30 protein-coding genes are annotated in these 24,670 nt (G+C 65.8%); 13 read left to right on the top strand and 17 right to left on the bottom strand.

Annotated features, from left to right (window positions below; all coding sequences use genetic code 11):
* Nucleotides 1-36: 36 nt before the first annotated feature.
* Nucleotides 37-939 (top strand): GTPase Era, encoded by a 903-nt coding sequence (gene era, locus NV382_RS10420; RefSeq protein ID WP_260596687.1) that lies wholly within the window; start codon nt 37-39, stop codon nt 937-939.
* 27 nt (nt 940-966) lie between these two features.
* Here the strand turns inward: era and NV382_RS10425 are convergent, their stop codons facing one another.
* The 5 genes from NV382_RS10425 to NV382_RS10445 form a co-directional block, all read right to left on the bottom strand.
* On the bottom strand, nt 967-1,665 hold the full coding sequence (locus NV382_RS10425; RefSeq protein ID WP_260596688.1) for an NAD-dependent deacylase: 699 nt from the start codon (nt 1,663-1,665) through the stop codon (nt 967-969).
* 61 nt (nt 1,666-1,726) lie between these two features.
* Nucleotides 1,727-1,912: a DUF1328 domain-containing protein gene (locus tag NV382_RS10430; RefSeq protein WP_260596689.1), complete on the bottom strand. Its 186-nt coding sequence runs from the start codon at nt 1,910-1,912 to the stop codon at nt 1,727-1,729.
* Nucleotides 1,913-1,984: 72 nt separating this feature from the next.
* On the bottom strand, nt 1,985-2,482 hold the full coding sequence (locus tag NV382_RS10435) for a Dps family protein (RefSeq protein WP_260596690.1): 498 nt from the start codon (nt 2,480-2,482) through the stop codon (nt 1,985-1,987).
* Between the two features lie 79 nt (nt 2,483-2,561).
* The gene (locus tag NV382_RS10440) at nt 2,562-3,128 is read right to left on the bottom strand and encodes a TMEM165/GDT1 family protein (protein ID WP_260596691.1); all 567 of its coding nucleotides are present in this window, start codon (nt 3,126-3,128) and stop codon (nt 2,562-2,564) included.
* 4 nt (nt 3,129-3,132) lie between these two features.
* Entirely contained in the window at nt 3,133-3,408 is a 276-nt protein-coding gene (locus tag NV382_RS10445; RefSeq protein WP_260596692.1) for a hypothetical protein, read from the bottom strand.
* A 201-nt stretch (nt 3,409-3,609) separates the two neighbouring features.
* Between NV382_RS10445 and rpmG the strand changes: the two genes are divergently transcribed.
* Nucleotides 3,610-3,777, top strand: a complete 168-nt coding sequence (rpmG, locus tag NV382_RS10450; protein WP_260596693.1) for a 50S ribosomal protein L33 — start codon at nt 3,610-3,612, stop codon at nt 3,775-3,777.
* Between the two features lie 220 nt (nt 3,778-3,997).
* Here rpmG and NV382_RS10455 read toward each other — a convergent pair whose 3' ends face one another.
* Nucleotides 3,998-4,360, bottom strand: coding sequence for a response regulator (locus tag NV382_RS10455; protein ID WP_260596694.1), 363 nt, complete (start codon nt 4,358-4,360; stop codon nt 3,998-4,000).
* 41 nt (nt 4,361-4,401) lie between these two features.
* Here NV382_RS10455 and NV382_RS10460 point away from each other — a divergent pair, with 41 nt between their 5' ends.
* Genes NV382_RS10460 through NV382_RS10470 form a run of 3 tightly spaced genes read left to right on the top strand, consistent with a single transcriptional unit; the run spans nt 4,402 to nt 5,728 of the window.
* Nucleotides 4,402-4,671 carry a DUF3572 domain-containing protein gene (locus NV382_RS10460; protein WP_260596695.1) on the top strand — a complete coding sequence of 90 codons (270 nt, stop codon included), beginning with the start codon at nt 4,402-4,404 and terminating at the stop codon, nt 4,669-4,671.
* The gene (locus NV382_RS10465; RefSeq protein ID WP_260596696.1) at nt 4,668-5,312 is read left to right on the top strand and encodes an HAD family hydrolase; all 645 of its coding nucleotides are present in this window, start codon (nt 4,668-4,670) and stop codon (nt 5,310-5,312) included. Before NV382_RS10460 ends, NV382_RS10465 begins: the two co-directional genes overlap by 4 nt.
* A complete protein-coding gene (locus tag NV382_RS10470; protein ID WP_260596698.1) occupies nt 5,309-5,728 on the top strand; it encodes an acyl-CoA thioesterase in 420 nt (139 codons plus the stop codon). The genes NV382_RS10465 and NV382_RS10470 overlap by 4 nt, the downstream gene beginning before the upstream one ends.
* A gap of 112 nt (nt 5,729-5,840) precedes the next feature.
* On the opposite strand, the gene NV382_RS10475 is transcribed toward NV382_RS10470, so the two are convergent.
* A complete protein-coding gene (locus NV382_RS10475) occupies nt 5,841-6,329 on the bottom strand; it encodes a winged helix-turn-helix transcriptional regulator (protein WP_260596699.1) in 489 nt (162 codons plus the stop codon).
* A 129-nt stretch (nt 6,330-6,458) separates the two neighbouring features.
* Here NV382_RS10475 and NV382_RS10480 point away from each other — a divergent pair, with 129 nt between their 5' ends.
* The 4 genes from NV382_RS10480 (at nt 6,459) to NV382_RS10495 (ending at nt 12,014) form a co-directional block, all read left to right on the top strand.
* Nucleotides 6,459-6,761, top strand: coding sequence for a CC_3452 family protein (locus NV382_RS10480; protein ID WP_260596700.1), 303 nt, complete (start codon nt 6,459-6,461; stop codon nt 6,759-6,761).
* Between the two features lie 43 nt (nt 6,762-6,804).
* Entirely contained in the window at nt 6,805-8,898 is a 2,094-nt protein-coding gene (locus tag NV382_RS10485) for a RelA/SpoT family protein (RefSeq protein ID WP_260596701.1), read from the top strand.
* 56 nt (nt 8,899-8,954) lie between these two features.
* Entirely contained in the window at nt 8,955-10,766 is a 1,812-nt protein-coding gene (locus NV382_RS10490) for a DUF885 domain-containing protein (RefSeq protein WP_260596702.1), read from the top strand.
* Between the two features lie 195 nt (nt 10,767-10,961).
* Entirely contained in the window at nt 10,962-12,014 is a 1,053-nt protein-coding gene (locus NV382_RS10495; RefSeq protein ID WP_260596703.1) for a glycosyltransferase family 2 protein, read from the top strand.
* 232 nt (nt 12,015-12,246) lie between these two features.
* Here NV382_RS10495 and NV382_RS10500 read toward each other — a convergent pair whose 3' ends face one another.
* On the bottom strand, nt 12,247-12,978 hold the full coding sequence (locus tag NV382_RS10500; protein ID WP_260596704.1) for a class I SAM-dependent methyltransferase: 732 nt from the start codon (nt 12,976-12,978) through the stop codon (nt 12,247-12,249).
* Nucleotides 12,979-12,981: 3 nt separating this feature from the next.
* Complete coding sequence (locus NV382_RS10505; protein WP_260596705.1) at nt 12,982-13,380, bottom strand: GtrA family protein; 399 nt, start codon at nt 13,378-13,380, stop codon at nt 12,982-12,984.
* 89 nt (nt 13,381-13,469) lie between these two features.
* Between NV382_RS10505 and NV382_RS10510 the strand changes: the two genes are divergently transcribed.
* The gene (locus NV382_RS10510) at nt 13,470-15,257 is read left to right on the top strand and encodes an AcrB/AcrD/AcrF family protein (protein WP_260596706.1); all 1,788 of its coding nucleotides are present in this window, start codon (nt 13,470-13,472) and stop codon (nt 15,255-15,257) included.
* Nucleotides 15,258-15,668: 411 nt separating this feature from the next.
* Here the strand turns inward: NV382_RS10510 and NV382_RS10515 are convergent, their stop codons facing one another.
* From NV382_RS10515 to NV382_RS10545, 7 genes are all read right to left on the bottom strand, one after another.
* Nucleotides 15,669-16,289 carry a MarC family protein gene (locus NV382_RS10515; RefSeq protein ID WP_260596707.1) on the bottom strand — a complete coding sequence of 207 codons (621 nt, stop codon included), beginning with the start codon at nt 16,287-16,289 and terminating at the stop codon, nt 15,669-15,671.
* On the bottom strand, nt 16,286-17,161 hold the full coding sequence (folD, locus tag NV382_RS10520; protein ID WP_260596708.1) for a bifunctional methylenetetrahydrofolate dehydrogenase/methenyltetrahydrofolate cyclohydrolase FolD: 876 nt from the start codon (nt 17,159-17,161) through the stop codon (nt 16,286-16,288). The genes NV382_RS10515 and folD overlap by 4 nt, the downstream gene beginning before the upstream one ends.
* Nucleotides 17,158-17,460 carry a DUF167 domain-containing protein gene (locus tag NV382_RS10525; RefSeq protein ID WP_260596710.1) on the bottom strand — a complete coding sequence of 101 codons (303 nt, stop codon included), beginning with the start codon at nt 17,458-17,460 and terminating at the stop codon, nt 17,158-17,160. The genes folD and NV382_RS10525 overlap by 4 nt, the downstream gene beginning before the upstream one ends.
* Before the next feature lies 1 nt (nt 17,461).
* On the bottom strand, nt 17,462-17,767 hold the full coding sequence (locus NV382_RS10530; protein WP_260596711.1) for a YggT family protein: 306 nt from the start codon (nt 17,765-17,767) through the stop codon (nt 17,462-17,464).
* A 96-nt stretch (nt 17,768-17,863) separates the two neighbouring features.
* Nucleotides 17,864-18,211, bottom strand: coding sequence for an energy transducer TonB (locus tag NV382_RS10535; RefSeq protein ID WP_260596712.1), 348 nt, complete (start codon nt 18,209-18,211; stop codon nt 17,864-17,866).
* Between the two features lie 404 nt (nt 18,212-18,615).
* A complete protein-coding gene (argB, locus tag NV382_RS10540; protein WP_260596713.1) occupies nt 18,616-19,515 on the bottom strand; it encodes an acetylglutamate kinase in 900 nt (299 codons plus the stop codon).
* Nucleotides 19,516-19,525: 10 nt separating this feature from the next.
* Nucleotides 19,526-20,212, bottom strand: coding sequence for a queuosine precursor transporter (locus NV382_RS10545; protein ID WP_260596714.1), 687 nt, complete (start codon nt 20,210-20,212; stop codon nt 19,526-19,528).
* Nucleotides 20,213-20,350: 138 nt separating this feature from the next.
* Here NV382_RS10545 and NV382_RS10550 point away from each other — a divergent pair, with 138 nt between their 5' ends.
* The 3 genes from NV382_RS10550 to NV382_RS10565 are packed head-to-tail and all read left to right on the top strand — an operon-like array spanning nt 20,351 to nt 23,632.
* Nucleotides 20,351-21,613 carry a NupC/NupG family nucleoside CNT transporter gene (locus NV382_RS10550; protein WP_260596715.1) on the top strand — a complete coding sequence of 421 codons (1,263 nt, stop codon included), beginning with the start codon at nt 20,351-20,353 and terminating at the stop codon, nt 21,611-21,613.
* A gap of 4 nt (nt 21,614-21,617) precedes the next feature.
* Complete coding sequence (locus NV382_RS19775) at nt 21,618-22,037, top strand: DUF6445 family protein (protein WP_470423651.1); 420 nt, start codon at nt 21,618-21,620, stop codon at nt 22,035-22,037.
* A complete protein-coding gene (locus tag NV382_RS10565) occupies nt 22,037-23,632 on the top strand; it encodes a cisplatin damage response ATP-dependent DNA ligase (RefSeq protein ID WP_260596716.1) in 1,596 nt (531 codons plus the stop codon). Before NV382_RS19775 ends, NV382_RS10565 begins: the two co-directional genes overlap by 1 nt.
* Nucleotides 23,633-24,304: 672 nt before the next feature.
* Here the strand turns inward: NV382_RS10565 and NV382_RS10570 are convergent.
* On the bottom strand, nt 24,305-24,556 hold the full coding sequence (locus NV382_RS10570; RefSeq protein ID WP_260596717.1) for a hypothetical protein: 252 nt from the start codon (nt 24,554-24,556) through the stop codon (nt 24,305-24,307).
* Nucleotides 24,557-24,670: the final 114 nt, after the last annotated feature.

Raw genomic sequence — 24,670 nt, forward strand, 5'->3', positions numbered from 1 at the left:
CTTGCCCAAAGGCGCCCCATGCGCCAACCCCGGCAGATGACCGAACCTACCCCACATTGCGGCCTGATCGCCATCCTCGGCGCGCCCAATGCCGGCAAGTCCACGCTCGTCAACGCACTCGTCGGCCAGAAGGTCGCGATCGTCAGCCCCAAGGCGCAGACCACGCGCGTGCGGCTGATGGGCGTGGCGATCGAAGGCGACACGCAGCTGCTGCTGGTCGACACGCCCGGCATCTTCGAACCCAAGCGCCGGCTCGACCGCGCGATGGTGTCCGCCGCCTGGGGTGGCGCGGAGGGTGCCGACATCCTGGCGCTGGTGGTCGATGCCAAGGGCGGGCTCGGCTCGAAGGTGACCGGGATCGCCGAGAGCATCGCCGGCCGCTCCGAGCCCAAATACCTCATCCTCAACAAGGTCGATCTCGCCGACAAGGCGAAGCTGCTGCTCCATGCCGAGAAGCTGAACCAGCTCGTCCCCTTTGCCGAGACCTTCTTCGTCAGCGCGACCACCGGCGACGGCCTGGCCGATCTCAAGGCGCATCTCGCCAAGGCGATGCCGGCCGGGCCTTGGCATTACCCCGAAGACCAGGTGTCGGACGCGACCGAGCGCAGCCTGGCCAGCGAAGTCACGCGCGAGCAGCTATACCTGCAGCTCCATGCCGAGCTGCCGCAATCGAGCGCGGTCGAGACCGAGCAATATAACGAGCGCGAGGATGGATCGGTGGAGATCCACCAGCAGATCCTGGTCGAACGCCCGACGCAGCGCGCGATCGTGCTCGGCAAGGGCGGCACGCGGATCAAGGAAATCGGCGCGCGGGCGCGCAAGGAATTGAGCAGCATCATGGGCCGCCCCGTGCACCTCTATTTGCACGTTAAGGTGAAGCCCGGCTGGGACGAGGAACGCGACGTCTACCGCGACATGGGCCTCGACTGGGTAGACTGACTAAAATCCTCCCCGTGCCAAGGAGGATCAAGCCAGCATTTCCTCTACCCATTGCGGCACCAACACGCCCGCCGCACCCTGGCGCGTCTCGTCGAAGAAGATGCTCCCGGCGGTGGGATCGAGGTTCAACTCCAGCGTCCGTGCCCCGTAGTAGCGCGCGGTGCGGACGAATCCGGCGGCGGGGTACACCGCGCCCGACGTACCGATCGAGACGAACAGATCGCAATTGGCTACCGCCGCCTCGATCCGCTCCATGTCATGCGGCATTTCACCGAAGAACACGATGTCGGGCCGCAATGCCGCCGCGCTACACACATCGCACACCGCGCCCGGCGGTAGCATCCCGGCCAAAGCGCGCCGATCGCCGCACGCCGCACACAGCGACGATTTCAGCTCGCCATGCATGTGCAGCATTCGCCTGGCGCCCGCTCGCTCATGCAGGTCATCGACATTCTGCGTTATGATGAGCAGTTCGCCCGGCCAGTCCCGGTCAAGTCGCGCCAAGGCGACATGGGCCGCATTGGGGGCGACACTCTCCAAAGCCGCGCGGCGCTCGTCGTAGAAACGATGCACCAGCACGGGATCATCCGCCAACGCCTCGGGGGTGCAGACATCCTCAAGGCGATGCCCCTCCCACAAGCCGCCCGGGCCACGGAACGTCGGGACACCGCTCTCGGCGGAGATACCCGCGCCGGTGAGAACGACAATGTTCGAAACGCCGCGCATGATGATGTCGTGACCGGAGCGACGATGCGGCGACAAGGGAACCGCATCGTCGCAGAGAGGCCTAGTCGACGGCGTTCTTGATGCCCTTGCCCGCCAGCAGGGCGAGTACCAGGAAGATCACGAAGATGGCGATAGCGACGAAGAACAGGATCTTGGCGATCCCGACGAACGCCCCGCCGACCCCGCCGAAGCCGAGCACCGACATGACCAGCCCGATGACGAGAAAGATAATGGCCCAACGCAGCATGTGACGTCCTCCGTGATTAGCTATGTCGAAACGAAGCAGCGGACAGGCCGGTTCCCGCCCGCCAAGCCGCGATCAGACGTTGCGGCTGGCCTCGAACAGGAACCAGGCGCGTTCTTCGGCGAGATCGGTCCAGTCGTCGAGAATGCCGCTGGTGGCATTGTCCTTCGCCTCGTCGACGATGTCCTTGGCTTCGCGCAGCGACTCGACCAGCCGAAGATTGTCTTCGCGCAACTCGATCAGCATCTGCGCTGCCGGCACGAAGGTCTCGTCATTGTCCTTGATCGTCTGGTGGCGCGCAATGTCGCCGATCGAGCGCAAGGTCGTATTGCCGGTCTTGCGCACACGCTCGGCGATGGCATCGGTCGTGTCCAGGATCTGCGTCGCCTGATCGTCGAGCATCAGGTGATAGTCGCGGAAATGCGGCCCCGACACGTGCCAGTGGAAGTTCTTGGTCTTGAGGTAGAGTGCGAAGCTGTCGGCCAGAATGCCGTTCAGCGCCTCGGCCACGGACTTTGCGGCATTGCTCTTGATGTCGGTTGGGGTCTTCAACGGTTCAGCGGTGTCGGCCATGATGCGTTCCTTCACGGTACCTTGTTCGTTGCGATAACGGTCCGATACGCCAGAAGCTCCCTGCAGATCGAGGCAAATTCTAGATCAGTCTGATCGCCCCGAGCGCCAGATACACGCCGACCAGCAGGAACAGCACGCCAACCGCGATCCGCACGGCCGTGATCGGCAATTGCCCGCGCGCCTCTTCCCCGGCGAGGATCGCGGGTATGTTGACGGCAAGCGTACCGATAGTCGCGCCAGCCGCAGCCAGCCAGGGCGACGGGCTGCGCGCGGTGATCGCCGCAGTGATGAACTGGCTCCGGTCGCCGAGCGCCAGGATGAACACGCCGAGCAGGCTGGTGAGGAAGGCACCGGTCTTCCATCCCGCCAAACGATCCGGCGGCTTGATCGGCGAGAAGGCCCCGACGCCGGCGAAGATCAGCGCCACCGCCAGGAATAAATCGCGCGCGTTCGGCGACATCTCATGCGCAACCAGCACCCCTGCCAGCGCAGCGAGCGTGTTGCCCAAGGCGAGCGCGAGTGCCGTGCCCAGTATCGCCGCCACCGGTCGCGCGAATCGCGTGCCGAGCATTCCGGCAAGCCACGGCGTCTTGTCGCTTGCCTGTGCCAGCGCCGCCGCGACCAGCGCCGCCATCAACGCATCCATATTGCTATCCGAACAACCGCACCGAGCAGGCCGCGCGGAACGTGTCGCACGCCGCTTCATCATGCCGCTCGCTGCCGACCGCGTCGTGCAACAAATCGAGCCAACCCGAGATGAGCGGCCCGCGCTCGCCGCGCGCGAGCGCCATCTCCAGCGCCTGCGCGACTGCCACCGCGGCACGCATGCCGTTGCGCAGCGCGATCCAGCGCACCGCATCGATCTCGTGCGCGAGCGCCGATGGCACGCCGCGCGTCACTCGCGCGTCGATCAGGCCGATTCGCATCCTGAGCTCGTCTATGATCCGCGCTTGCGTCATGTGCCCGCCCTCTCGACTATGGCGGCACGCTGCGCCCATAGGGGTAAACAGCCGCCTAAGAACATGCCGACGCTTGACTTGGACACGGCTTTGGGCCAACGAGCGCGGCTTGTGAGCGGCGGCTTGTTCGCCGCTCTTTGCTTTTTTACAGATTCAGGAACTGGGCTCATGGCCAAGCCAACAACCGTCAAGATCAAGCTGCTGAGCTCGGCAGACACCGGCTTCTTCTACGTCACGAAGAAGAACCCGCGCACCAAGACCGAGAAGCTCTCGTTCAAGAAGTACGATCCGGTCGTGCGCAAGCATGTCGACTTCAAGGAAACCAAGATCAAGTAAGCCGCTTACCGCGGGTTACTTGATCCCGGCTATGGCCGGTCGCGAGCCGCAGGGGCAGCCCCTGCGGCTTTTTGCGTGTGGGCTTGCGGCAAGGCAGTTCCCCGGCGCAGGCCGGGGCCCAGTCGCGCAGGTCGACATGATCGCACGCAGCGCCCGTTCGGTACGTCGCGCTACTGGACCCCGGCCTACGCCGGGGAACAAGCAGCGTCCAGAAACGAACCTACAGCAGCGCGCGCACCGATTCCACGAACCGCGCCAGCGAGATCGGTTTCGACACATACGCGTCGGCGCCCACCGCCCTGATCCGTTCCTCGTCCTCACGCCCCGCATAGGCGGTAACCGCCATTACCGGGATCGGCCGCAGCGTCTCATCCGCCTTTAACTGCCCGATCAGTTCGAAGCCGCTGACATGCGGCAATTGGATGTCCATGATGATCAGATCGGGCTGGAAATCGCGCGCCAGGTCCACCGCCTCGCGGCCGTCACGCACACCCTCAGGCAGATAGTCGTGCGCGCGCAGCAGGTCGCAGAACAGCTTTAAGTTGAGTTCATTGTCCTCGACAACGAGCACCCTTTTTGCCACGTCCGCGCCATCCTAACCGTTAAGCCCGAGAGTGATAAGCAATGCGCGCGCGCGAGACAAACGAAGACGCGGCACAGCTGGCGCTGCAAGCGCTGATCTGGACGCTGGCGGAGCCGGATCGCGCACAGCGGTTGCTCGACACGACCGGGCTCGACCCACAGGATCTGCGCGCGCGCGCAGGCGAACCGACGGTGCTGGCGGCGGTGCTGGGCTTCCTGGAGAATTACGAACCGGATCTGATCGCCTGCGCCGGCGAGCTCGGCATATCACCCGCCGCCCTGGTCGCCGCCCGCGCGGAGTTGGACGCATGAAGCCGCTGCTGATCACCGATTGCGACGAAGTGCTGCTGCACATGGTGCGCCATTTCGGCGTCTGGCTGGGCGAGACGCACGACATCGATTTCACGCCGGGCGATGATTTTGCCGCCAGCATGACGCGCCGGGGCGACGGCCCCGCGCTGACGCGCGAGGATATGTGGACCATGCTCGACGGCTTCTTCCCGACCGAGATGGAGCGGCAGACGCTCGTGCCCAATGCCCGTGAGGCGCTCGCGGCGCTCGCCGAAGTGGCGGACATCGTCATCCTCACCAATCTCAAGGACCAGTGCCGCCTGCCGCGCATCGAGCAACTCGCCAGGTTCGGCATCGACCATCGCGTCGAATGTAATCGGGGCGGCAAGGGCGAACCCGTGGCCAGGCTGGTCGCCGAACATGGCAATCCGGTCACCGTGTTCGTCGACGATCTGGCCGTGCATCACGAATCGGTCGCCCGCCACGCGCCGCAGGTCCACCGCCTGCACATGATCGCCGAACCGGCCCTTGCCGTGAACATCCCCAAGGCACCCGATGCGCACGCCCGGATCGACGACTGGAACGATGCCGAGGTGTGGATCGCCGAGCGCTTCGCAGGCGGCCAGCCGGCGCAAGCCGGAACGTTGACGGCGCCGGCGTGAGGGACGGTTTTGCGTTCTCCACGCGCTTCAAGGTGCGGTATTCCGAAATCGACGGGCAGAAGATCGTCTTCAACTCGCGCTATCTGGAATATGTCGATGTCGCGGTGACCGAATTCTGGCCATGGACCGGGATCCAGGCGCTGCCTGATTGGCGCGACACCGAATTCAACGTCCGTCACACGGAGATCGATTACCTCAAACCCTTCAAATGGGGCGATGAGATCGAGGTGTTCGTGGCCATCGCCAAGGTCGGTGGCACCAGCCTCACGCAACGCTTTCACCTGTGCCACGCGGTCACCGGCGACTTGCACTGCGCCGTCGAGATGGTGGTCGTCAACGTCGACCTGGCAAGCGCCCGCGCCGTCCCCCACGCGCCGCCGGTGCGCGCCTTCCTGAAGACGCTGCTCACTGCCTGAAGTAGGACGAATTCAGGCAAACCGTTCGTCCTGAGCTTGTCGAAGGACGTGTTCCGGGCACGTGCTTCGACAAGCTCAGCACGAACGGCGGGAAGCGCTACTCGGAAATTGACTATTCCGCCGCCTCAGCCGCCGGATCGCCCGCCACATCGCCCGGCAGCGCCCAATGCAGGTCGCGCTTGCCCAGCACCCGCCCGTCCCACGCGCGCACGGTGATCGGCTGGATCGCGCGCCCGTCGCGATTGTCCACCAGCACCGGCGTCGACGGCATGCCGGTTTCCCACCTTTCCCCCCATTGCCGGAGCGCCAGCATCGTCGGTAGCAGCGCCTCGCCCTTGTCGGTCAGGCGGTATTCGATCTTGCGCCGATCCGCCGGCAGCGCATCGCGCTTCAGGATGCCATGCTCGACCAATCGCGCCAGGCGATTGGCCAGGATGTTGCGCGCAATGCCAAGCTGCGACTGGAATTCCTCGAAATGGTACAGGCCGTTGAACGCCCCGCGCAAGATCAGGAAAGACCAGCGCTCGCCCATCGCCTCCAACGCCGCCGGCAGGCTGCATTCGGCAAGATCGCGCAACGGTTGACGTGGCTTATCGTCCATAACCATTCAGCCTACGCACTTTTGCCGACCAAGGGGACCGAAAAAGTCGGTTTATCTTGCAACGCCTACAACGGCCGATTAAGTGGCGTTTAGAAACTTATTGTGCCCTGCACCATCAGGAGGATCGCCATGTCCCGTCTTTCGTTCGCCGCCCTTGCCGGTGCTGCTATGCTATTCTCCGCTACCGCCGCGCAGGCGCAGGGCTATTACACCGCCAAGCCTGCCACCGCGCCGACCAAGCCCAGCCTGATCAGCGGCGGCGTGATGTGGAAGTGCGCCGAGGGTACCTGTGCTGCCGCCAAGACGACGTCGCGCGACGCGATCGTGTGCGAACAAGTCGTCAAGCATGTCGGCACGCTGTCGAGCTTCGCTGCCGGCGCGAACGCCTTCGACGAGGCGGCCCTTGCCAAGTGCAACGCACGCGCCAGATAACATTTTGTTGCAAAGCAGCAGCATGCGGCCACATGAGGGTCACATGCTGCGGCAATATGAATTGGTCGATCGGGTATTAAGCTACGATCCGGACGCGGACGAGGCGCTGCTCAATCGCGCCTATGTCTTCTCGGTCAACGCGCACGGTACGCAGAAGCGCGCCAGCGGCGATCCCTATTTCAGCCACCCGATCCAGGTCGCCGGTATCCTGACCGAACTGCACCTGGACGACCAGACGATCGCCACCGCCATCCTCCATGATACGGTGGAGGACACGGTCGCGACGATCGAGCAGATCACGCAGTTGTTCGGCCCCGAAGTCGCCCGGCTGGTGGACGGCGTGACCAAGCTCAGCCGCATCGAGGCACAGACCGAAAACGAGCGCGCGGCGGAGAATCTGCGCAAGTTCCTGCTCGCCATGTCGGGCGATATCCGCGTGCTGCTGGTGAAGCTCGCCGACCGGCTGCACAACATGCGCACGCTGCATCACATCGCCAAGCCCGAGAAGCGCCGTCGCATCGCCAAGGAGACGATGGACATCTACGCGCCGCTCGCCGAGCGGATCGGGATGTACGAGTTCATGAAGGAGATGCAGACGCTCGCCTTCGCGCAACTCGAACCCGAAGCGTACGAATCGATCACGCGCCGGCTGGAGCAGTTGAAGACCGGCGGCGGCGGGGACCGGATCGCCAAGATCGGCTCCGGCCTCAAGCTGCTGCTCAGCCGCCACGGCATCGACGCCGACATTTCGGGACGCGAGAAGCACCCCTATTCGATCTGGAAGAAGATGGCCGAGCGGCACATCAGCTTCGAGCAGCTGAGCGACATCATGGCGTTCCGCGCGATCGTGCCGACCGAGGAGGATTGCTACGCCGCTTTGGGGCAGATCCACCGCCGCTGGCCGATGGTGCCGGGGCGGTTCAAGGATTACATCTCCACGCCCAAGCGCAACGGGTACCGTTCGCTGCACACGACCGTGATCCACGCCGACAATTCGCGTGTCGAGATCCAGATCCGCACCGGCGACATGCACGAAGAGGCCGAACTGGGGCTCGCCGCGCACTGGGCGTACAAGCAGGATAAGGTAAAGCCCGAGACGCAGGTCAGCTGGATCCGCGACCTGGTCGAGATCCTCGATACGGCGGAAAGCCCCGAGGAACTGCTCGAGCATACCAAGATGGCGATGTATGCCGATCGCATCTTCGCCTTCACCCCTAAGGGCGAGCTGATCCAGCTACCCAAGGGCGCGACGCCGATCGACTTTGCCTATGCCGTGCACACCGATCTCGGCGACCAGGCGGTGGGCGCCAAGATCAACGGCCGCGTCGTGCAGTTGCGCACGGGGATCGAGAATGGCGATCAGGTGCAGATCCTGCGTTCCAAGGCGCAGGAGCCGCAGCCGGCCTGGCTCAATTTCGCGATTACCGGCAAGGCACTGGCCGGCATCCGCCGTCACTTGCGCCACAAGGAGCGCGATGAGACCCAGGCGTTGGGCCGCAAGATCTATGACGAAATCGTCAGCCGCCTGCCGGCGACGATCGCCGCGGACGCGCAGGACGCCGCGTTGAAGCGGTTGAAGCTGCCCGATCAGGGCGCGCTGATGGAAGCGATCGGGCGCCGGCGCATTACCGACGCGCAGGTCATGGAGGCGCTGATGCCGGGCTCCGCCGGCGCCGATGCGCTGCGCCAGCTGCCGCCGCAATCGCGCGCGATCTCGATCCGCGGGCTGACGCCGGGCGTCGCCTACGATCTCGCCGAATGCTGCCATCCCGTCCCCGGCGACCGCATCGTCGGGTTGCGCCGCGAGGATGCGGGGATCGAGGTGCATACCATCGATTGCCCGCTGCTTGCCGCCGCCGACGATGCCGATTGGGTCGATCTCGCCTGGGGCGACGAAACCGAGGGCGCCACCGGCCGGATCTCGGTCGAGGTCAAGAACGAGCCGGGGGCGCTCGGCACGATCGCCACGATCATCGGCGCGCAAAAGGCCAACATCGTCAACATCCGGCTGGATAATCGCGACACCGGCATCCACACCAATGTGATCGACGTCGAGGTGCACGACGTGCAGCATCTGACCCGCGTCATCGCCGCGCTCCGTGCCGCCGACGCCGTCAACGCCGTCGAGCGCGTGTGAGCTTGCCGAAGCAGGACCGTGTGTTAGGCTGAGGTAACACTCGCAAAGGAATTACCGTGGATCGTCGCCATTTCCTCGCCTCCGGCACCGCCGCCACTGCGCTCTCGCTGCTGCCGCGGTTAGCCACTGCCGCCACGGCAACCGCTGGCGACGCTGCGCTGGATGCCCTGTTCGTCAAGATCTTCGACGAAGGGCTGCTCGAATCGCCCGAAGGCGCGACTGGCTTCGGGCTCGATAAGGGCGCGCTGGCGCCGCTGAAGTCGCGGCTCGACGATCGTTCCGCCGCCGGGCGCAGCGCCGATCTCACCCGCACGCGCAACTCGATTGCACGGATCGAAGCGATCAAGCCCGACACGCTGTCCGCCGCCGGCAAGCTCAACCGCGAAGTCGTGCTGTATTCGCTCAACAGCCAGACGGTCGGCCCGGCCAAGTTCGGCGTCGGATCGGCAGTGCGCCCCTATACGATCACGCAGCAGCAGGGCGCCTATTTCGACGTGCCCGATTTCCTCAATTCGCAGCACACGATCAAAACCGCCGCCGACGCCGAGGCCTATCTGGCGCGCTTGTCGGCCTTCGCCACCGCGCTCGACCAGGATAGTGAGATGCAGCGCAGCGAAGCGGCGCGCGGCATCCTCGCGCCCGATTTCTCGCTGGATCTCGCGCTCGGACAGATGACCGCGCTGCGCAGCCAGGCACCCGCCGCCAGCAGCCTCGTCACCTCGGTCGCCACCCGCGCCGCCGCCGCCGGTCTGAAGGGCGATTGGAGCAAGCGCGCGGCGGACATCGTCACCGCCAAGGTCTATCCCGCGCTGGACCGGCAGATCGCGCTGGTCAGGCAATTGCGCACCACCGCCAGCGACAAGGCCGGCCTGTGGCGCCTGCCCAAGGGCGACGAAATCTACGCCGCGGCACTGGCCGGCGCGACCACGACCGATTTCACGCCGGACGAGGTGCACAAGATCGGGCTCGAACAGGTGGCACAGCTGACCGCCCAGCTCGACACGATCCTGAAAAGCCAGGGTCTGACGCAGGGCACTGTCGGCGAGCGGCTGACCGTCCTCAACAAGCAGCCCGCGCAACTCTATGCCGACAGCGCCGCCGGTCGCGCCGAGCTGATCGCCGGCCTCAATGCCGGGGTGGCGGCGATGCAGGCCAAGTTGCCCCAGGCATTCATCAACCCGCCCAACGCCCCGCTCGAGATCCGCGCCGTCCCGGTCGAGATCCAGGACGGCGCCTCCAACGGCTATTACAATCTCGCCGCCATCGATGGCTCGCGCCCGGCAATCTACTGGATCAATTTGAAGAGCGTCGGCGACTGGCCGAAATACACGCTGCCGTCGCTTACCTATCACGAAGGCGTGCCCGGCCATCACTTGCAGCTCAGCACCGTCGCGGCGCTCAAGACGCCGTTGCTGCGCAAGTTCACCTTCTTCGGCGCCTATGTCGAAGGCTGGGCGCTTTATGCCGAACAGCTGGCCGACGAACTGGGCGGCTATGCCGGACCGATCGAGCGTGCCGGCTACCTGCAAAGCTTCCTGTTCCGCGCCGCACGGCTGGTCGTCGACACCGGCATCCACACCAAGCGCTGGACGCGCGAGCAGGCGACCGACTATTTCGTCGCCACCGTCGGCTTTGCCCGCGGCCGCTCGCAGCGCGAGATCGAGCGCTACTGCACGATGCCCGGCCAGGCCTGCAGCTACAAACTCGGCCATATCAGCTGGCTGCGCGCGCGCGACAACGCCAAGAAGATCATGGGCGCCAAGTATGACGTGAAGCAGTTCCACGAAGTGCTGCGCGACGGCGCCGTACCGCTGACGATCCTGGAACGCCTGGTCGAGGAACGCGCAAGGGCCGCGGCGCAGGCTTAAGGCGTAAGGCGCGGGGAGCACGCCCAACCACCCCGTCACCCCGGACTTGTTCCGGGGTCCACTCATCAACGGGCGCATGTCCATCGAGGCACGGTGGACCCCGGAACAAGTCCGGGGTGACGGCGCGGGATGTTTGGCTAGGCATGTCACCATCGTTCTTGCTCCCGATGGAGCCAAAGGAGTAGCAGGACCCGCATGAACCGCCCTGCACTGTCCGTCGTCGTACCCTGCTACAATGAGGAATCGTGCCTCGACATCCTGCACGCGCGCATCTCCGGCGCCGCCAGGGCGGCCGTGGGCGAGGATTACGAGATCGTCCTGATCAACGACGGATCGAAGGACGGTAGCTGGGCGGCGATGCAGCGCCTGGCAGCCGCCGACCCGCATCTCGTGGCGATCAACCTGTCGCGCAACCACGGCCACCAGCTGGCGCTGACCGCAGGGCTCGATCTGTGCGCCGGCGCGCAGATCCTGATCATCGATGCCGATTTGCAGGACCCGCCCGAACTACTCGCCGACATGCGCGCGACGATGGCCGCGCAGGATGCCGACGTCGTCTACGCCGTGCGCCGCAAGCGCGAGGGCGAGACCCTGTTCAAGAAGCTCACTGCCGCGGTCTTCTACCGCATGCTCGACCGCCTGACCGACACGCCCATTCCGCTCGACACCGGCGACTTCCGGTTGATGAGCAGGCGGGCGCTCGACGCTTTCCTGTCGCTGCCCGAACAGGCGCGCTTCATCCGCGGGATGGTCGCGTGGATCGGCTTCCGTCAGGTGCCCTTTGCCTATGACCGCGCCGAGCGGCACGCGGGCGAGACCAATTACCCGCTCGCCAAGATGATCCGGCTGGCGTTCGACGCGGTCACCGGCTTCTCCACCGCACCGTTGCGCTTCGCCAGCCATGCCGGCCTGGCGCTCACCGGCCTGTCGCTGCTGCTGTTCGTCTATATCGCGGTCGGCTTCTTTTCGGGCAGCGCGGTACAGGGCTGGACCTCGACGATGCTGATCGTCGTGCTGCTGGGCGCGGTGCAGATGTTCGTGCTGGGGATGATCGGCGAATATCTCGGGCGATTGTACGTGGAATCGAAGCGTCGCCCGCTCTACCTCGTGTCGGACGTCGCCGGTCCGGTGCAGGGCAAGGCCACGCTCGGCTACCGCGCCGAACCGCGCGAAGCGAGCGTACCGCCCGGGCCGGTCGAGGCGATGATCGCCGCCCATGCGGCCGACCACAGCAACGCCAAGGCTTAACCCACCCCGTTCGTGCTGAGCCTGTCGAAGCACGTGTCCGGGGCGCAGCGCTTGTTATCCGCCCTTCGACAAGCTCAGGACGAACGGGAGGATAGGTAGCTTGACTGTGGTCACTTCACTTTAACCCGTTCGTGTCGAGCGAAGTCGAGACACCGCGTTCAAGCGCAGGGTGTCTCGACTTCGCTCGACACGAACGGGATGATGTCTCAACCCGACGTCATCATGCTCTAGCCTAGCCTTTAGGCACCGCCAGCGTGATGATCGAAACGCCCGGCGTCATCGGCACGCGCCCGACCATATGCCGCTCGAGCCGGAAAATCCGTTCGAACAGCGCATTCACGGGCTTCGGCGGGGGTGAATCGTCGCTGTCGTCGCGCCCGGTTATCCGCCCCGCCAGCCGCGCCGCGGCCGCCAGCGGAAACAGCAGCGAATTGAAATAGCCGAGCTTCTTCGGCTCCAGGCCCGCCTTGCGGATCGCCGCGGCCAGGCTCTTCTTCGAATAGCGCCGGTGGTGGTGGTTCACCACGTCGTGCGCGCTCCACAGCCACTGGTGCGCAGGCACGGTGATCAGGATCTTGCCGCCCGGCTTCAGGCACGTCGCCATCGCGTCCAGCGCGCCGATATCGTCCTCGATATGCTCGACGACGTCCAGCACCGCGATCAGATCGTAGGAACCGCGCTCCACCCCCGGCAGGATCGGCAAAGGCGCATCGCCGACCTCGCGCCCGAGCCGAAGCGAGGCGATGTCGCGTGCCGCGGGATCGATCTCGATCGCGTCGACGCTGCCGAAGCTCGCCAGCATCGGCAGATTGTGCCCGGTGCCGCAGCCGATCTCCAGGATCCGCGCTTGCGGCGGCAGACCGCCCTCGCGCGTCAGATAATCGGCCAGGATATCGCGCCGTGCGCGGTACCACCAATGGGTCGAATCATGCGCCGCCATGCGGTCGTAGACGATGCGGTCCATATCTTATCCAAACACCCATTGCCGGTTGAGCGCGAAGGTCGCGATCGGCGTGATCAGCACGATCGGTATCAGCGGCACCCAATTGGGCTGATGCAAGGGCCCGGTCAGCACCCAGGTGAAACCCGCATTGAGCACCAGGCCGAACAGCTGCACCACGATGAACTTCACATGCTGCTGACCACTGGTATCACGCGTGCCGTGCCCCTTGAAGCTCCAGGCGCTGTGCAGGAAGAACCCGGCCGTCACCGCAACGACGAAAGCGAACGGTACGGCGTACACGGCGTGGTTGGGCGCGAAGACGTGCGCCGATAGCGGCAGGTACACCGCCGAGTAGACGCCGGTCGAGATCAGCCCGGCAATGCCGAAGCGGACCAGCTGGCCGAACATCCCGCTCGCGCGCATGCTTTCTATCTGTCTGATGATCGCGGTCACGTGCGCCTTGCCCTTTACGCGCGCCGCACTAGAGCGCGGGGGCTGGCGAGGGAAGCATTTTGAACGATTTCGCGAAATCCGTACTGCCGCTGGAAGAAGAACTCGACCGTAACTGGGTGCGATACACGCTGCTCGCCTGGGCCGTGCTGCTGCTGTGGTTCGTATGGGACCGCTGGGGCATGATCCAGTGGTTGTCGCTCGGCGACACCGACGACAATATGCGGCTGGCGCAGGTGCGGGCGCTGCTGAACGGCCAAGGCTGGTACGATCTGCGGCAATACCGCCTGAGCCCGCCTGCCGGCTTCGACATCCATTGGAGCCGCATCGTCGATCTGCCGATCGCCGGGCTGATCCTGCTGCTGCGCCCGTTCGTCGGCAGCGCCGAAGCCGAGCGGCTGGCCTGCGGCATTGCCCCGCTCCTGCCGCTCAGTATCGCGATGCTCGGGTTGTCGGCCACCGTTCGGCGGCTGGTCAGCCGGGTCGCCTGGCCGCTGGGCATCGTATTCCTGGTCGGGTTGGGCTCGACGATGTCGATGTTCATGCCCGAACGGATAGATCATCACGGCTGGCAATTGGCGATGCTCAGCCTGACCGTCGCCGGGCTTGCCGATCCGCGGAAATTGCGCGGCGGGGCGATCGTCGGCCTGTCGAGCGCGGTATCGCTCAATATCGGGCTCGAACTTCTGCCTTATGCCGCGATGGCCGGCGCAATCATTACGCTGCGCTGGGTATGGGACCGGGACGAAGCGGCACGGCTGCAGGTCTATGGTCTGGCGCTCGCTGGCGGCAGCGGCATCGGCTTCGTGCTGTTCGCTTCCAATGCCAACCAGGTGCTGCGCTGCGACGCGCTGACGCCGGTATGGCTGAGCGTGATGGTGGCCGGCGGCGCCTTGCTGTTCCTGCTCGCCCGGCTGAACCCGGCCAGGCGCGTGGTACGGCTGGTGCTCGCGCTGATCGCCGCGGCAGTGATCGCCGGCGGCTTCGCCTATCTGTTCCCGCAATGCCTCGGACGGCCCGAGCAGGTCTCGCCCGAACTGGCGCGCAACTGGCTGAACAATGTCCGCGAGGCGCGGCCGATCTACAAGCATCCGTTCCGCATGGCGTTCCCGATCGTGACGCTGCCGGTGATCGGCCTGATTGGCGCGTGTCTCGCCACGTGGCGCGCGCGGCGATCCCCCAGCATCACCGGCTGGGTGCCGGTGCTGATGTTCTCGACCTTTGCCGGGCTGATGCTGCTGTGGCAGGCGCGCGCCGGACCGGCGGCGCAATTGCTGGCCATCCCAGGTGCGGTGGCGCTCGCCTGGATCGTGCTGCCCTGGTTCATCCGCCAGCGCTCGCTGCCGGTGCGTGTCCTGGGCACGCTCGCCGCGCTGGCGGTGGTATCGGGCACGTTCGCCGCCGCCGCGATCAAGTATCTGCCGATCGACCGGCCGAGCGCGCGCACGAAGGTCGTCAATCGCGCGACCGGGCTGTGCCTGACGCAACCCGCGATGCGCCCGCTGAACCGCCTGCCCAAGGCGACGATCTTCACCTTCGTCGATCTTGGGCCCCGGCTGATCACGCTGACGCACCACAATGCGATCGCCGGCCCCTATCACCGCAACGGCACCGCGATCCTCGACGTGCAGCACGCCTTCGGCCGCTCGCCGGACAATTTCCGGGCAACCGCGCGCAAATATGGCGCGACGCTGCTGCTGGTCTGCCCGAACATGGCCGAATCGACGGTGTACCGCGCGCGCAATCCTGGCGGGTTCTACGATCAGCTAGCGCATGGGGAGACCCCTGCGTGGCTCGATCCGATACCCCTGCCCAAGGGCTCGCCTTTCCGGTTGTTCCGGATCGAGTAACACCAACGACCTCGAACGCCATATGGAGTGGATCATTCGCGGGCATCGCGATCTAGAACTCACCCCCGTTCGTCCTGAGTAGCCCCTTCGTCTGCCTGCAAGGGCAGGCGCTCAGGACAGGCATCGAGTAGCCCGCAGGGCGTATCGAGAGTGCGTATCGAAGGACACGCGCCCGCGCGCTCCAAGGTGCTTCGATACGAGCCCTCGATACGGGCTGCGGCCTACTAAGTCTCTACTCAGCACGAACGGGGAGGAGTGAAGGCATCAGATGCACGTCGCCGCACCTGTCTGTTCCCCGGCAAAGGCCGTGGCCCAGGCGGACAGGTAGATGTTACGACGCGCAGCGCGCGCTACGCATGTTCCCCGCCTGGGCCCCGGCCTTCGCCAGGGAACAAGTAGACGTGCAGACGTCTAGTTCAGGCTCATCCGCACGCCATCGATCACGAACTGCACCGCCAGCGCCGCCAGCAGCACGCCCAGCAGCCGCGTGATCACTGCCTCGATCTTGGCGCCCAGCACGCGCATGATCGGCCCTGCCGCGAGCAGCGCCAGCAACGTGAGCAGCAGGATCGTCGCCAGTGCCGCCAGCACGATCGCAGAGCGCTCGATCCCGTCATTGCGCCCCATCAGCAGCATCACCGAGGCGATCGAGCCCGGTCCGGCGATCATCGGCATCGCCATCGGGAAGACGGACACGTCCTCCACCTCGGGCGTCTCGATGATCTTCTGCGCACGGTCCTCGCGGCGCTGCGTGCGCTTCTCGAACACCATCTCCAGCGCGATCAGGAACAGCATGATGCCGCCCGCGATGCGGAAGCTGGCCAGCGAAATGCCCAGCGCGCGGAGCAGATCCTCGCCGAACAGCGCGAACACGATCAGGATCGCCGAGGCGACCATCACCGCGCGCACCGCCATCGCGCGGCGCTGCACGCCGCTCGCCCCCGCCGTCAGCCCGGCATAGATCGGCGCGCAGCCCGGCGGATCGATCACCACGAAGAAGGTGATAAGCGAGGAAACGTAGAGCTCGATCACGCCGCGCGCTCGTCGAACGCGATGCCTGCCCGGCGATGCGCGGAGATCAATGTGTTGCGCAGCAGGCAGGCAATGGTCATCGGTCCGACCCCGCCCGGCACCGGCGTGACGGCGGCGGCCACGCTCATCGCGCCGGCAAAATCGACGTCGCCCACCAGCCCCGCCTCGGTACGGTTGATGCCGACGTCGATCACGGTCGCGCCGGGCTTGATCCACTCGCCACGCACCATTTCGGGCCGGCCGACCGCCGCGACGACGATGTCGGCGCGCGCGACGACACCGGCCAGGTCACGCGTGCGGCTGTGCGCGACGGTGACGGTGCAGCTTTCCGCGATCAGCAAGGCAGCCATTGGCTTGCCGACGATGTTCGAGCGCCCGATCACCACCGCGTCCAGCCCGGTCAGGTCGCCGATCGTTTCCTTGAGCAGCATGACGCAGCCGGCCGGCGTGCACGGCACGAAGCCGTCGAGCCCCGTTGCCAGCCGCCCGACATTGACCGGGTGAAAGCCATCGACATCCTTGTCGGGGTCGATCCGCGTGATCACCGCCTGTTCGTCGATGCCCTCGGGCAGCGGCAATTGCACGAGGATGCCGTCCACCGCCGGATCGGCGTTCAGCGTGTCGATCAGCGCAAGCAATTCGGCCTGACCAATATCGGCCGCCAGGCGATGCTCGATGCTCTCCATGCCGGCCTCGCGCGTCGCCTTGCCCTTTGAGCGCACGTACACCGCGCTCGCGGGGTCCTCGCCGACCAGCACGACGGCGAGCCCCGGCGCGCGCCCGGCGGCGGTGACGAAGTCGGTGACCTGCGTGGCGATGCGCGCGCGCAGGCGGGCGGCAACGGCTTTTCCGTCGATGATATGTGCGCTCATGGCGCGGCCTCATAGAGGCGCGCGGCGCTATTCGCCAGCGCCGCGACATCGCCTGCGATATGCAGGCGCTTCAACCGCCCGGTCTCACCCGCCAGTATCGTCACCGCGCGCCGGCTGACGCCGAACGCCTTGGCCACCAACGGCAGCAGCGCGCCATTGGCCGCGCCCTCCACCGGTGGCGCGGTCAGCCGCGCGTTGAAGTGATCGGCGGTACCGGCGGCAAAGCTGTCGCGTGCCGCCCGCGGCGTCACCCGGACGGCGATGGCGATGCCATCGTCGCGCAGGGTGAAGGCCGGCATGTCAGACGACCGGCGCGGTATACATCTGCACGGCGAGCGCCGGGATGACGATGTTCATCAGGATGTAGAGGATCAGCAGCACGACGAGCGGCGACAGGTCCAGCGCACCGAAATCGGGCAGGATGCGGCGGATCGGGCGGTACAGCGGCTCGGTCATCCGGCGCAACGCCTCCCACACCGTGCGTACCATGTCGTTTTGCGTACTGATGACGTTGAAGGCGATCAGCCAGGACAGGATCGCCTGGACGATGATGATCCACCATACCACGGTGAGCAGCACCTGGATGATGTTCAGGATGACGAGCAAGGACGGTCTCCGGCTGAAAGGCTTGGCCGGAAGGGATAGCGCATCCGCGGGCACGAGAATACCCGCCAGACGGCCGCATTGCCTCGGCGCGGCGGATCAGGCGAAAGCGGGTGATCGGTCCGCGACGTGGTACGTCTGCGCGGACTGCTCGGCGAGGCGCATCGCCACCACTTGCGTGCGGCGCATCGCGCAGGGCGGCCCGGCCGGCAACGGCGCGGCGCGGCGCAGCTTGGCGATCGCCAGCCGGTCGAGATCGTCATCGCCCGATGATCCGGCAACGCGGATGTCGGCCAGTTCGCCATGCGGTTCGATGGTGAAGGCGAGCAGGACGGTATCGGTAGGGCACCCGTCCACCGCCGGATCGGGCAACGCCACGCGGGCGAGAACGGTGCCGATTTCGGCAATCCAGCCGTTCAGATCATTGCTGCGGTCGATCGCGTACATGGGACTCGCTCCTGCTCAGGACAGAAGCCAATCATAGCGTCGGCGTGTGATGGTTCGGCGACAGCGGCATGACGGCGGGCGACATGGAAACGTCACGATACCGCAACAGCCGGGTTACTCGCGGGGGTCTGCAACAAAGCTGGAAGCGTGACGGACTGCCCGACCGTCACGCCGGACCATGTCGGCGGTTGTACCCTTCGAACAAGTAATTCGCCGTCATCCCCGCGTAGGCGGGGATCCATATACTCGAACGTCTGCATTTCAGTCGCTAAGCCCGCCACTATGGATCCCCGCCTTCGCGGGGATGACGAACCATGTCTCAAGGGGATAGTTGCCGAACAAGTCCGGGGTGACGATGTGGCTTATGCGCACGCTCGATCGCCACGCCGCGCGCAGCCGAGCCCTTAGCGGTGGACCAACGTCCCCACGCCCTGCCGCGTGAAGATCTCCAGCAGCATGCCATGCGGCACGCGCCCGTCCAGGATCACCGCGGCATCCACCCCGCCCTCGACCGCGGCAACGCAGGTATCGAGCTTGGGGATCATGCCACCCGTCACCGTGCCGTCCGCACGCAGCTCGGCGATCCGCGCCGGGGTGAGATCGGTCAGCAACTCGCCCTGCTTGTCGAGCACGCCGACCACGTCGGTCAGCATGAACAGCCGCGCGGCACCCAGAGCGGCGGCGATCGCGCCGGCCATGGTGTCGGCGTTGATGTTATAGGTGTGCCCGTCGGCCCCGATCGCGATCGGGGCGATCACCGGGATGATGTCGGCGGCCGACAGGGTATCGATGATCCGCCGGTCGACGCCGACCGGCTCGCCGACAAAGCCCAGATCGACATGCCGCTCGATGCCCTGCAACTTGTCCGGCGTGCTACGCCCGACCTTTTCGGCGGTGACGAAGCCGGCATCCTTGCCCGACAGGCCGACGGCGCGGCCGCCCGCCTGCCCGATCCAGCCGACGATTTCCTTGTTGATCGATCCGGCGAGCACCATCTCGGCGATCTGCGCGGTTTCCGCATCGGTCACGCGCAGGCCATCGACGAAGCGCGATTCGACGCCCAGCCGCTTCAGCATCGCGCCAATCTGCGGCCCCCCGCCATGCACGACGACCGGGTTGATGCCGACCGCCTTCAGCAGCACCACGTCCTCGGCGAAATCGCGCTGAAGCTCCGGGCTGCCCATCGCATGCCCGCCATATTTCACGACGAATGTCGCCCCGGCATAACGCTGCAGATAGGGCAGCGCCTCGACGAGCGTTTCGGCCTTGGCGAGCAACGCCGGTGCGGGGGAGTGATCGGTCATGCCGGCGCAACTAGGGCCGCAGCGGGGTGCCGTCCAGCCGCCGCCCCAGCGCCACCACCAGATAGATGAGCGGCGGTACCAGGATCAGCGACAGCGCGATCTTGGCCAGCATCTGCCCGGCGATCAGCTCGCCGATCGGGAACACACCGTAAAAGGCGATCGTCGCGAACAGCAGCGTATCCACCACCTGGCTCAGCACGCTGGCGATCGCCGCGCGAAACCACAGCAACTGCCCGCCTTCGCGCCCTTTCAGCGCCGCGAAGATCGTCACGTTCAGCGTCTGCGAGATGCCGTAGGCGACGATGCCGCCGAACCAGATCCGCCACGTCGCCCCCAGCACGAGCTGGATCGCGTCGCGATTGGCGGGCTGCATATCAGGCGAGGCAGGCAGGAAATGCACGATCCACGACAGGATGATCGACACGATCAGCGGCACGAACCCGATCCGCACCAGCATGTTCGCCGCCTTGGGCCCATGCAGTTCGGCGACGGCGCTCGACACGATGACGAGCAGCAGGAAGGCGAAGATCCCCGCCTCCACCGCGAGCGGCCCGAGCCCGAACATCGGCCCGATCGCCGACAGTGGCCCCAGCGACACCTGCTTGTTGCCGAGCACCCCGGCGATGCACACCATGCCGCCGTAGAAGATCGAGAAGAGGAAAAGCGAGCGTGGAAAAGCCGGTGGCGTCTGGTTCATCGCTGAGACGCTACCGCCTTTCGCCCTCGCGTCAATCGCGGCGGCGCGGCAAGATCGCCGTGCCGACAGCGCAATTTTCTTGCGCATGGCGGAAAAACTGGGTGAAGCTGCCGGCATCCCGGGGCAGACAGGCGCGCAATGAACACGTTTTTGATCGGCATTGCGGGCATCGCGGTGATCCTCGGCATCGCCATCTTGTTATCCACCGATCGGCGCGCGATCCGGCTGCGCATCGTCGGCGCCGCTTTCGCGCTGCAGGTCGGCATTGCCGTGCTCGTGCTGTATTCCAGCATCGGCAAGAGCGTGCTCGGCACGATGTCCGGCGGCGTCGCCAATCTGCTCGGCTATTCGCAAAAAGGCACCGAATTCCTGTTCGGCAAGATGGCGACGCCCGAGATCGGCGGACAGAGTTTCGCGATCTCCGCGCTGCCGGTGATCATCTTCTTCGCCAGCCTGGTGTCGATTCTCTATTATCTGGGGCTCATGCAGTTGATCGTGCGCTGGGTCGGCGGCGCGATCGAATGGGTGATCGGCGTGTCGAAGGTGGAATCGCTGTGCGCGGCGGCGAACATCTTCGTCGGCCAGAGCGAATCGCCGCTCGTCATCCGCCCCTATCTCGCCGGCCTCACCGCGCCGCAATTGTTCACCGTGATGACCAGCGGCATGGCCGGGGTCGCCGGCACGATCCTCGCCGCCTACGCCTCGATGGGCATCCGCATCGATTATCTGCTCGCGGCAAGCTTCATGGCGGCGCCCGGCGGCATCCTGATGGCGAAGATCATCATGCCCGACAAGCTCGGCGCGCCGGAGGGCGAGTTGCCGCTCGGCGCCGTGCCCGACAACAATGCCGGCGAGCCGCTGCCGCAAGCGACGCATGACGAGGAAAAACCCGCCAACATCATCATGGCCGCGGCACAGGGCGCACAGACCGGGGTGAAGCTGGCGGTGGCGGTCGGTGCGATGGTGCTGGCGTTCGTCGCGTTGGTCGCGCTCGCCAATGGGCTGCTTGGCGGCGTCGGCGCCTGGTTCGGCTACCCGACGCTCAGCTTCCAGGGGCTGCTCGGCTATGTCTTCGCGCCAATCATGTTCCTCTTGAACGTGCCGTGGCACGAGGCGGGTATCGCCGGCGGCCTGTTCGGGCAGAAGATCGTGCTCAACGAATTCGTCGCCTATATCTCGCTCGGCACGCAGCCCGGCCTCAGCCCCCGGACGATCGCGGTGATCACCTTTGCGCTCTGCGGCTTCGCCAATTTCAGCTCGATCGCGATCCAGATGGCCGTGACCGGCAGCCTTGCCCCCAACCAGCGGCCGACGATCGCCCGGCTCGGGCTGCGCGCGCTCGCCGCCGGCAGCCTGGCCAATCTGATGTCCGCGGCGCTGGCCGGGCTGTTGATCGGCTAGGCACATGAAGGCGTCGCTGCGTCTCGTCGGGGAAAGCCGCAGCCCGGTGATGGTGATCGACGATGTCAGCGGCCATGTCGCGGATCTGATCGCGCTTGCCGCAGCCCTCGCGCCTTTTCCGGCGAGCGCCGGCAACCATTATCCCGGCGTCCGCCGCATCATCACGCCCGAGGACGACGCCGCCCATGCCTATGTCCGCCGCCTGCTCGCTGCGGTCGAGCCTCTGCTCGGCGGCGGTGGCGGGCATTCCCGATCGTCTGGTGATTTATCGCGGGGCATTGCTCCATTCGGGGATCATCCCGCCCGACATGCCGTTCAGCGCCAATCCGCACGCCGCCCGGCTCACCGCCAACATCTTCATCGCCGGATGCTGACGCCCGCGCAGCACGGGAGCGCGAACGCCGCGCCGGGCGTTAGACCCTGATGCGCGCCTTTGCCGACCTGCTCGATTCGCTGATCTACACCCGCTCGCGCAATGCGAAGCTGAAGCTGATCGGCGATTATCTGCGCAGCACGCCCGATCCCGATCGCGGCTGGGGTCTGGCGGCACTGACCGGCGATCTCGATTTGCCCGGGGTCAAGCCGGCGGTGATCCGCGGCCTGATCGAGGCGCGCGTGGATCCCGTGCTGTACCGGATGAGCCGCGACTATGTCGGCGACAGTGCCGAGACGATCGCCTTGCTGTGGCCAACACCGTCGGTGCCGCCGCCGCACGCCGAGCCGCTCAGCATCTCGCAGGCCGTGGACACGCTGAACGCGCTGTCGCGCTCCGATGCCCCCGCAGCACTGGCCGGCATGCTCGACCGGCTCGATGCCGAGGAACGCTTCGCCCTCCTCAAGATGGCCACGGGGGCGCTCCGCATCGGCGTGTCCGCCCGCCTTGCCAAGACCGCGCTCGCCACTGCCTTCGGCATCGATGTCGAGGCGGTCGAGGAAGTGTGGCACGGCATCGCCCCGCCTTATGCCAGCCTGTTCGCCTGGGCCGAGGGAACCGGCGCCCAGCCGACGACGGAGGACGTGCCGGTATTCCGGCCGTTCATGCTCGCCCATCCGCTGGAGGATCTGCGCGTCGATCTCGCCGATTACGCCGCGGAATGGAAATGGGACGGCATCCGCGTGCAGATTGTCCACGTCGCCGGCGAGACCCGGCTGTACAGCCGCACCGGCGACGACGTGACCGGCAGCTTCCCGGACGTCGCGCGTGCCTTTTCGACCCCCGGCGTGATCGACGGCGAGTTGCTGGTGAAGGGCGAGCATCAGGGCGGCACGCTGGAGGATGGCGGCGGCGCTGCGAGCTTCAACGCACTGCAGCAGCGGCTCGGGCGCAAGATCGTCTCGGGCAAGATGCTGACCGACTATCCCGCCTTCGTCCGCGTCTACGACATCCTGTTCGACGGCGCGGAGGACCTGCGCGCCTTGCCCTGGACCGAGCGCCGCGCCCGGCTGGAGCAGTTCGTGGCGCAGCTCGATCCCGACCGTTTCGATCTCAGCCAGGTGATCGACGCTGCCGACTTCACCGACCTCGAAGGCATCCGCGCCACCGCGCGCGATGCGGCGATCGAGGGCGTGATGCTCAAGCGGCGCGATTCGCCCTATGTCACCGGCCGCCGCGTCGGCCTGTGGTACAAATGGAAGCGCGATCCGCTCACCGCCGATTGCGTGATGATGTACGCGCAGCGCGGTTCGGGGCGGCGATCCTCCTTCTACAGCGATTACACCTTTGGCTGCTGGACCGAGGAAGGCGAGTTGCTACCCGTCGGCAAGGCCTATTCCGGCATCACCGACGACGAACTGAAGATGCTCGACAAGTTCGTGCGCGCCAATACGCTCAACCGCTTCGGCCCGGTACGCGAGGTGGAGCGCACGCTCGTACTGGAGATCGCATTCGATTCGATCCACGAATCGAAGCGCCACAAATCTGGCGTGGCCATGCGCTTCCCCCGCATCGCGCGGATCAGGACCGACAAGCCGGCGGCCGAAGCGGACACGGTGGCGGCGCTGCGCCGGATGATCGTGTAGCGGCAGCGGCCACTTGCGAAGCGGGACGATCAGCTATCGAGTAAACTAGCGGCCGTCACCCCGGACTTGTTCGGCGGTTGTACCCTTCGAACAAGTAATTCGCCGTCATCCCCGCGACGGCGGGGATCCATATACTCGAACGTCTGCATTTCAACCGCTAAGCCCGCCACTATGAATCCCCGCCTTCGCGGGGATGACGAACCATGTCTGAAAGGGATAGTTGCCGACTTGTTCCGGGGTCCACAGTGCCGCAAATCGGCGGCTTCAGAGTGTGCGGCGCGGTGGACCCCGGAACAAGTCCGGGGTGACGAGCCGAGGTTTGCGTCCAACCAGAGTGCGCCGCTGGGACCATGCCTCTGAGAGAACAAAGGTGGTCAGAAATGATCCCTCGCGTTCAACCCATCCCCGTTAGTGTCGAGCGAAGTCGAGACACCGGAGCCTGGGATCGGTGTCTCGACTGCGCTCGACACGAACGGAGGGTTGGATCAATCCGAAGGCTTCATGTTCGAGCGTGAAAGGCAATCATGCGGAGGATGCATGTCTATGTTCTCCCGCGAAAGCGGGAGCCCAGGGCCCCGGAAACCCACGCCCATGACCCTCGGCTCCAGCTTCTGTCGAGGAACGAAGCCGCCTCGATCCGCACGCCACTGATCCAGCACGATCACGGTAAACTCAGTCCGCCGTGCCCAGATTGATCCCGTCATACAATGCCAGAAGATCGTTGACCTCGGCGATCACCGTCTCCTGCTCCTTGCGCGCGCGCTCGGTCACGTCGTCGATCGGAACCCCGTTGCGGCCGTCATGCACCGTATAGCCCTGGTCCATCAGCCAGATCGCGTCCATTGCGCGCGATCGCTGGCGGCGCAGATGGAACACCCATTGTTCGATGATCCCTGCCGGGACCAGGCGATCGAGATTGCCCATGAGATCGCCTATCTACGCAGTCGCGGCGCCCGCGGATGCGGTGCGCCGGAGGAGACGCTCGGGTCGAGCGTTTCCAAAAAAGAAAGACCCGGCACGCCGTACGACGCACCGGGT

The organism is Sphingomonas endolithica (genome assembly GCF_025231525.1).
Classification (GTDB): domain Bacteria; phylum Pseudomonadota; class Alphaproteobacteria; order Sphingomonadales; family Sphingomonadaceae; genus Sphingomonas; species Sphingomonas endolithica.

What these genes read in the sequence shown, in the direction of transcription:
- era (WP_260596687.1), top strand. Translation starts at nt 37, where the DNA reads ATGACCGAACCTACCCCACATTGCGGCCTGATCGCCATCCTCGGCGCG.
- NV382_RS10425 (WP_260596688.1), bottom strand. Translation starts at nt 1,665, where the DNA reads ATGCGCGGCGTTTCGAACATTGTCGTTCTCACCGGCGCGGGTATCTCC.
- NV382_RS10430 (WP_260596689.1), bottom strand. Translation starts at nt 1,912, where the DNA reads ATGCTGCGTTGGGCCATTATCTTTCTCGTCATCGGGCTGGTCATGTCG.
- NV382_RS10435 (WP_260596690.1), bottom strand. Translation starts at nt 2,482, where the DNA reads ATGGCCGACACCGCTGAACCGTTGAAGACCCCAACCGACATCAAGAGC.
- NV382_RS10440 (WP_260596691.1), bottom strand. Translation starts at nt 3,128, where the DNA reads ATGGATGCGTTGATGGCGGCGCTGGTCGCGGCGGCGCTGGCACAGGCA.
- NV382_RS10445 (WP_260596692.1), bottom strand. Translation starts at nt 3,408, where the DNA reads ATGCGAATCGGCCTGATCGACGCGCGAGTGACGCGCGGCGTGCCATCG.
- rpmG (WP_260596693.1), top strand. Translation starts at nt 3,610, where the DNA reads ATGGCCAAGCCAACAACCGTCAAGATCAAGCTGCTGAGCTCGGCAGAC.
- NV382_RS10460 (WP_260596695.1), top strand. Translation starts at nt 4,402, where the DNA reads ATGCGCGCGCGCGAGACAAACGAAGACGCGGCACAGCTGGCGCTGCAA.
- NV382_RS10465 (WP_260596696.1), top strand. Translation starts at nt 4,668, where the DNA reads ATGAAGCCGCTGCTGATCACCGATTGCGACGAAGTGCTGCTGCACATG.
- NV382_RS10475 (WP_260596699.1), bottom strand. Translation starts at nt 6,329, where the DNA reads ATGGACGATAAGCCACGTCAACCGTTGCGCGATCTTGCCGAATGCAGC.
- NV382_RS10480 (WP_260596700.1), top strand. Translation starts at nt 6,459, where the DNA reads ATGTCCCGTCTTTCGTTCGCCGCCCTTGCCGGTGCTGCTATGCTATTC.
- NV382_RS10485 (WP_260596701.1), top strand. Translation starts at nt 6,805, where the DNA reads ATGCTGCGGCAATATGAATTGGTCGATCGGGTATTAAGCTACGATCCG.
- NV382_RS10495 (WP_260596703.1), top strand. Translation starts at nt 10,962, where the DNA reads ATGAACCGCCCTGCACTGTCCGTCGTCGTACCCTGCTACAATGAGGAA.
- NV382_RS10500 (WP_260596704.1), bottom strand. Translation starts at nt 12,978, where the DNA reads ATGGACCGCATCGTCTACGACCGCATGGCGGCGCATGATTCGACCCAT.
- NV382_RS10505 (WP_260596705.1), bottom strand. Translation starts at nt 13,380, where the DNA reads ATGCGCGCGAGCGGGATGTTCGGCCAGCTGGTCCGCTTCGGCATTGCC.
- folD (WP_260596708.1), bottom strand. Translation starts at nt 17,161, where the DNA reads ATGAGCGCACATATCATCGACGGAAAAGCCGTTGCCGCCCGCCTGCGC.
- NV382_RS10525 (WP_260596710.1), bottom strand. Translation starts at nt 17,460, where the DNA reads ATGCCGGCCTTCACCCTGCGCGACGATGGCATCGCCATCGCCGTCCGG.
- NV382_RS10535 (WP_260596712.1), bottom strand. Translation starts at nt 18,211, where the DNA reads ATGTACGCGATCGACCGCAGCAATGATCTGAACGGCTGGATTGCCGAA.
- argB (WP_260596713.1), bottom strand. Translation starts at nt 19,515, where the DNA reads ATGACCGATCACTCCCCCGCACCGGCGTTGCTCGCCAAGGCCGAAACG.
- NV382_RS10545 (WP_260596714.1), bottom strand. Translation starts at nt 20,212, where the DNA reads ATGAACCAGACGCCACCGGCTTTTCCACGCTCGCTTTTCCTCTTCTCG.
- NV382_RS10550 (WP_260596715.1), top strand. Translation starts at nt 20,351, where the DNA reads ATGAACACGTTTTTGATCGGCATTGCGGGCATCGCGGTGATCCTCGGC.
- NV382_RS19775 (WP_470423651.1), top strand. Translation starts at nt 21,618, where the DNA reads ATGAAGGCGTCGCTGCGTCTCGTCGGGGAAAGCCGCAGCCCGGTGATG.
- NV382_RS10565 (WP_260596716.1), top strand. Translation starts at nt 22,037, where the DNA reads ATGCGCGCCTTTGCCGACCTGCTCGATTCGCTGATCTACACCCGCTCG.
- NV382_RS10570 (WP_260596717.1), bottom strand. Translation starts at nt 24,556, where the DNA reads ATGGGCAATCTCGATCGCCTGGTCCCGGCAGGGATCATCGAACAATGG.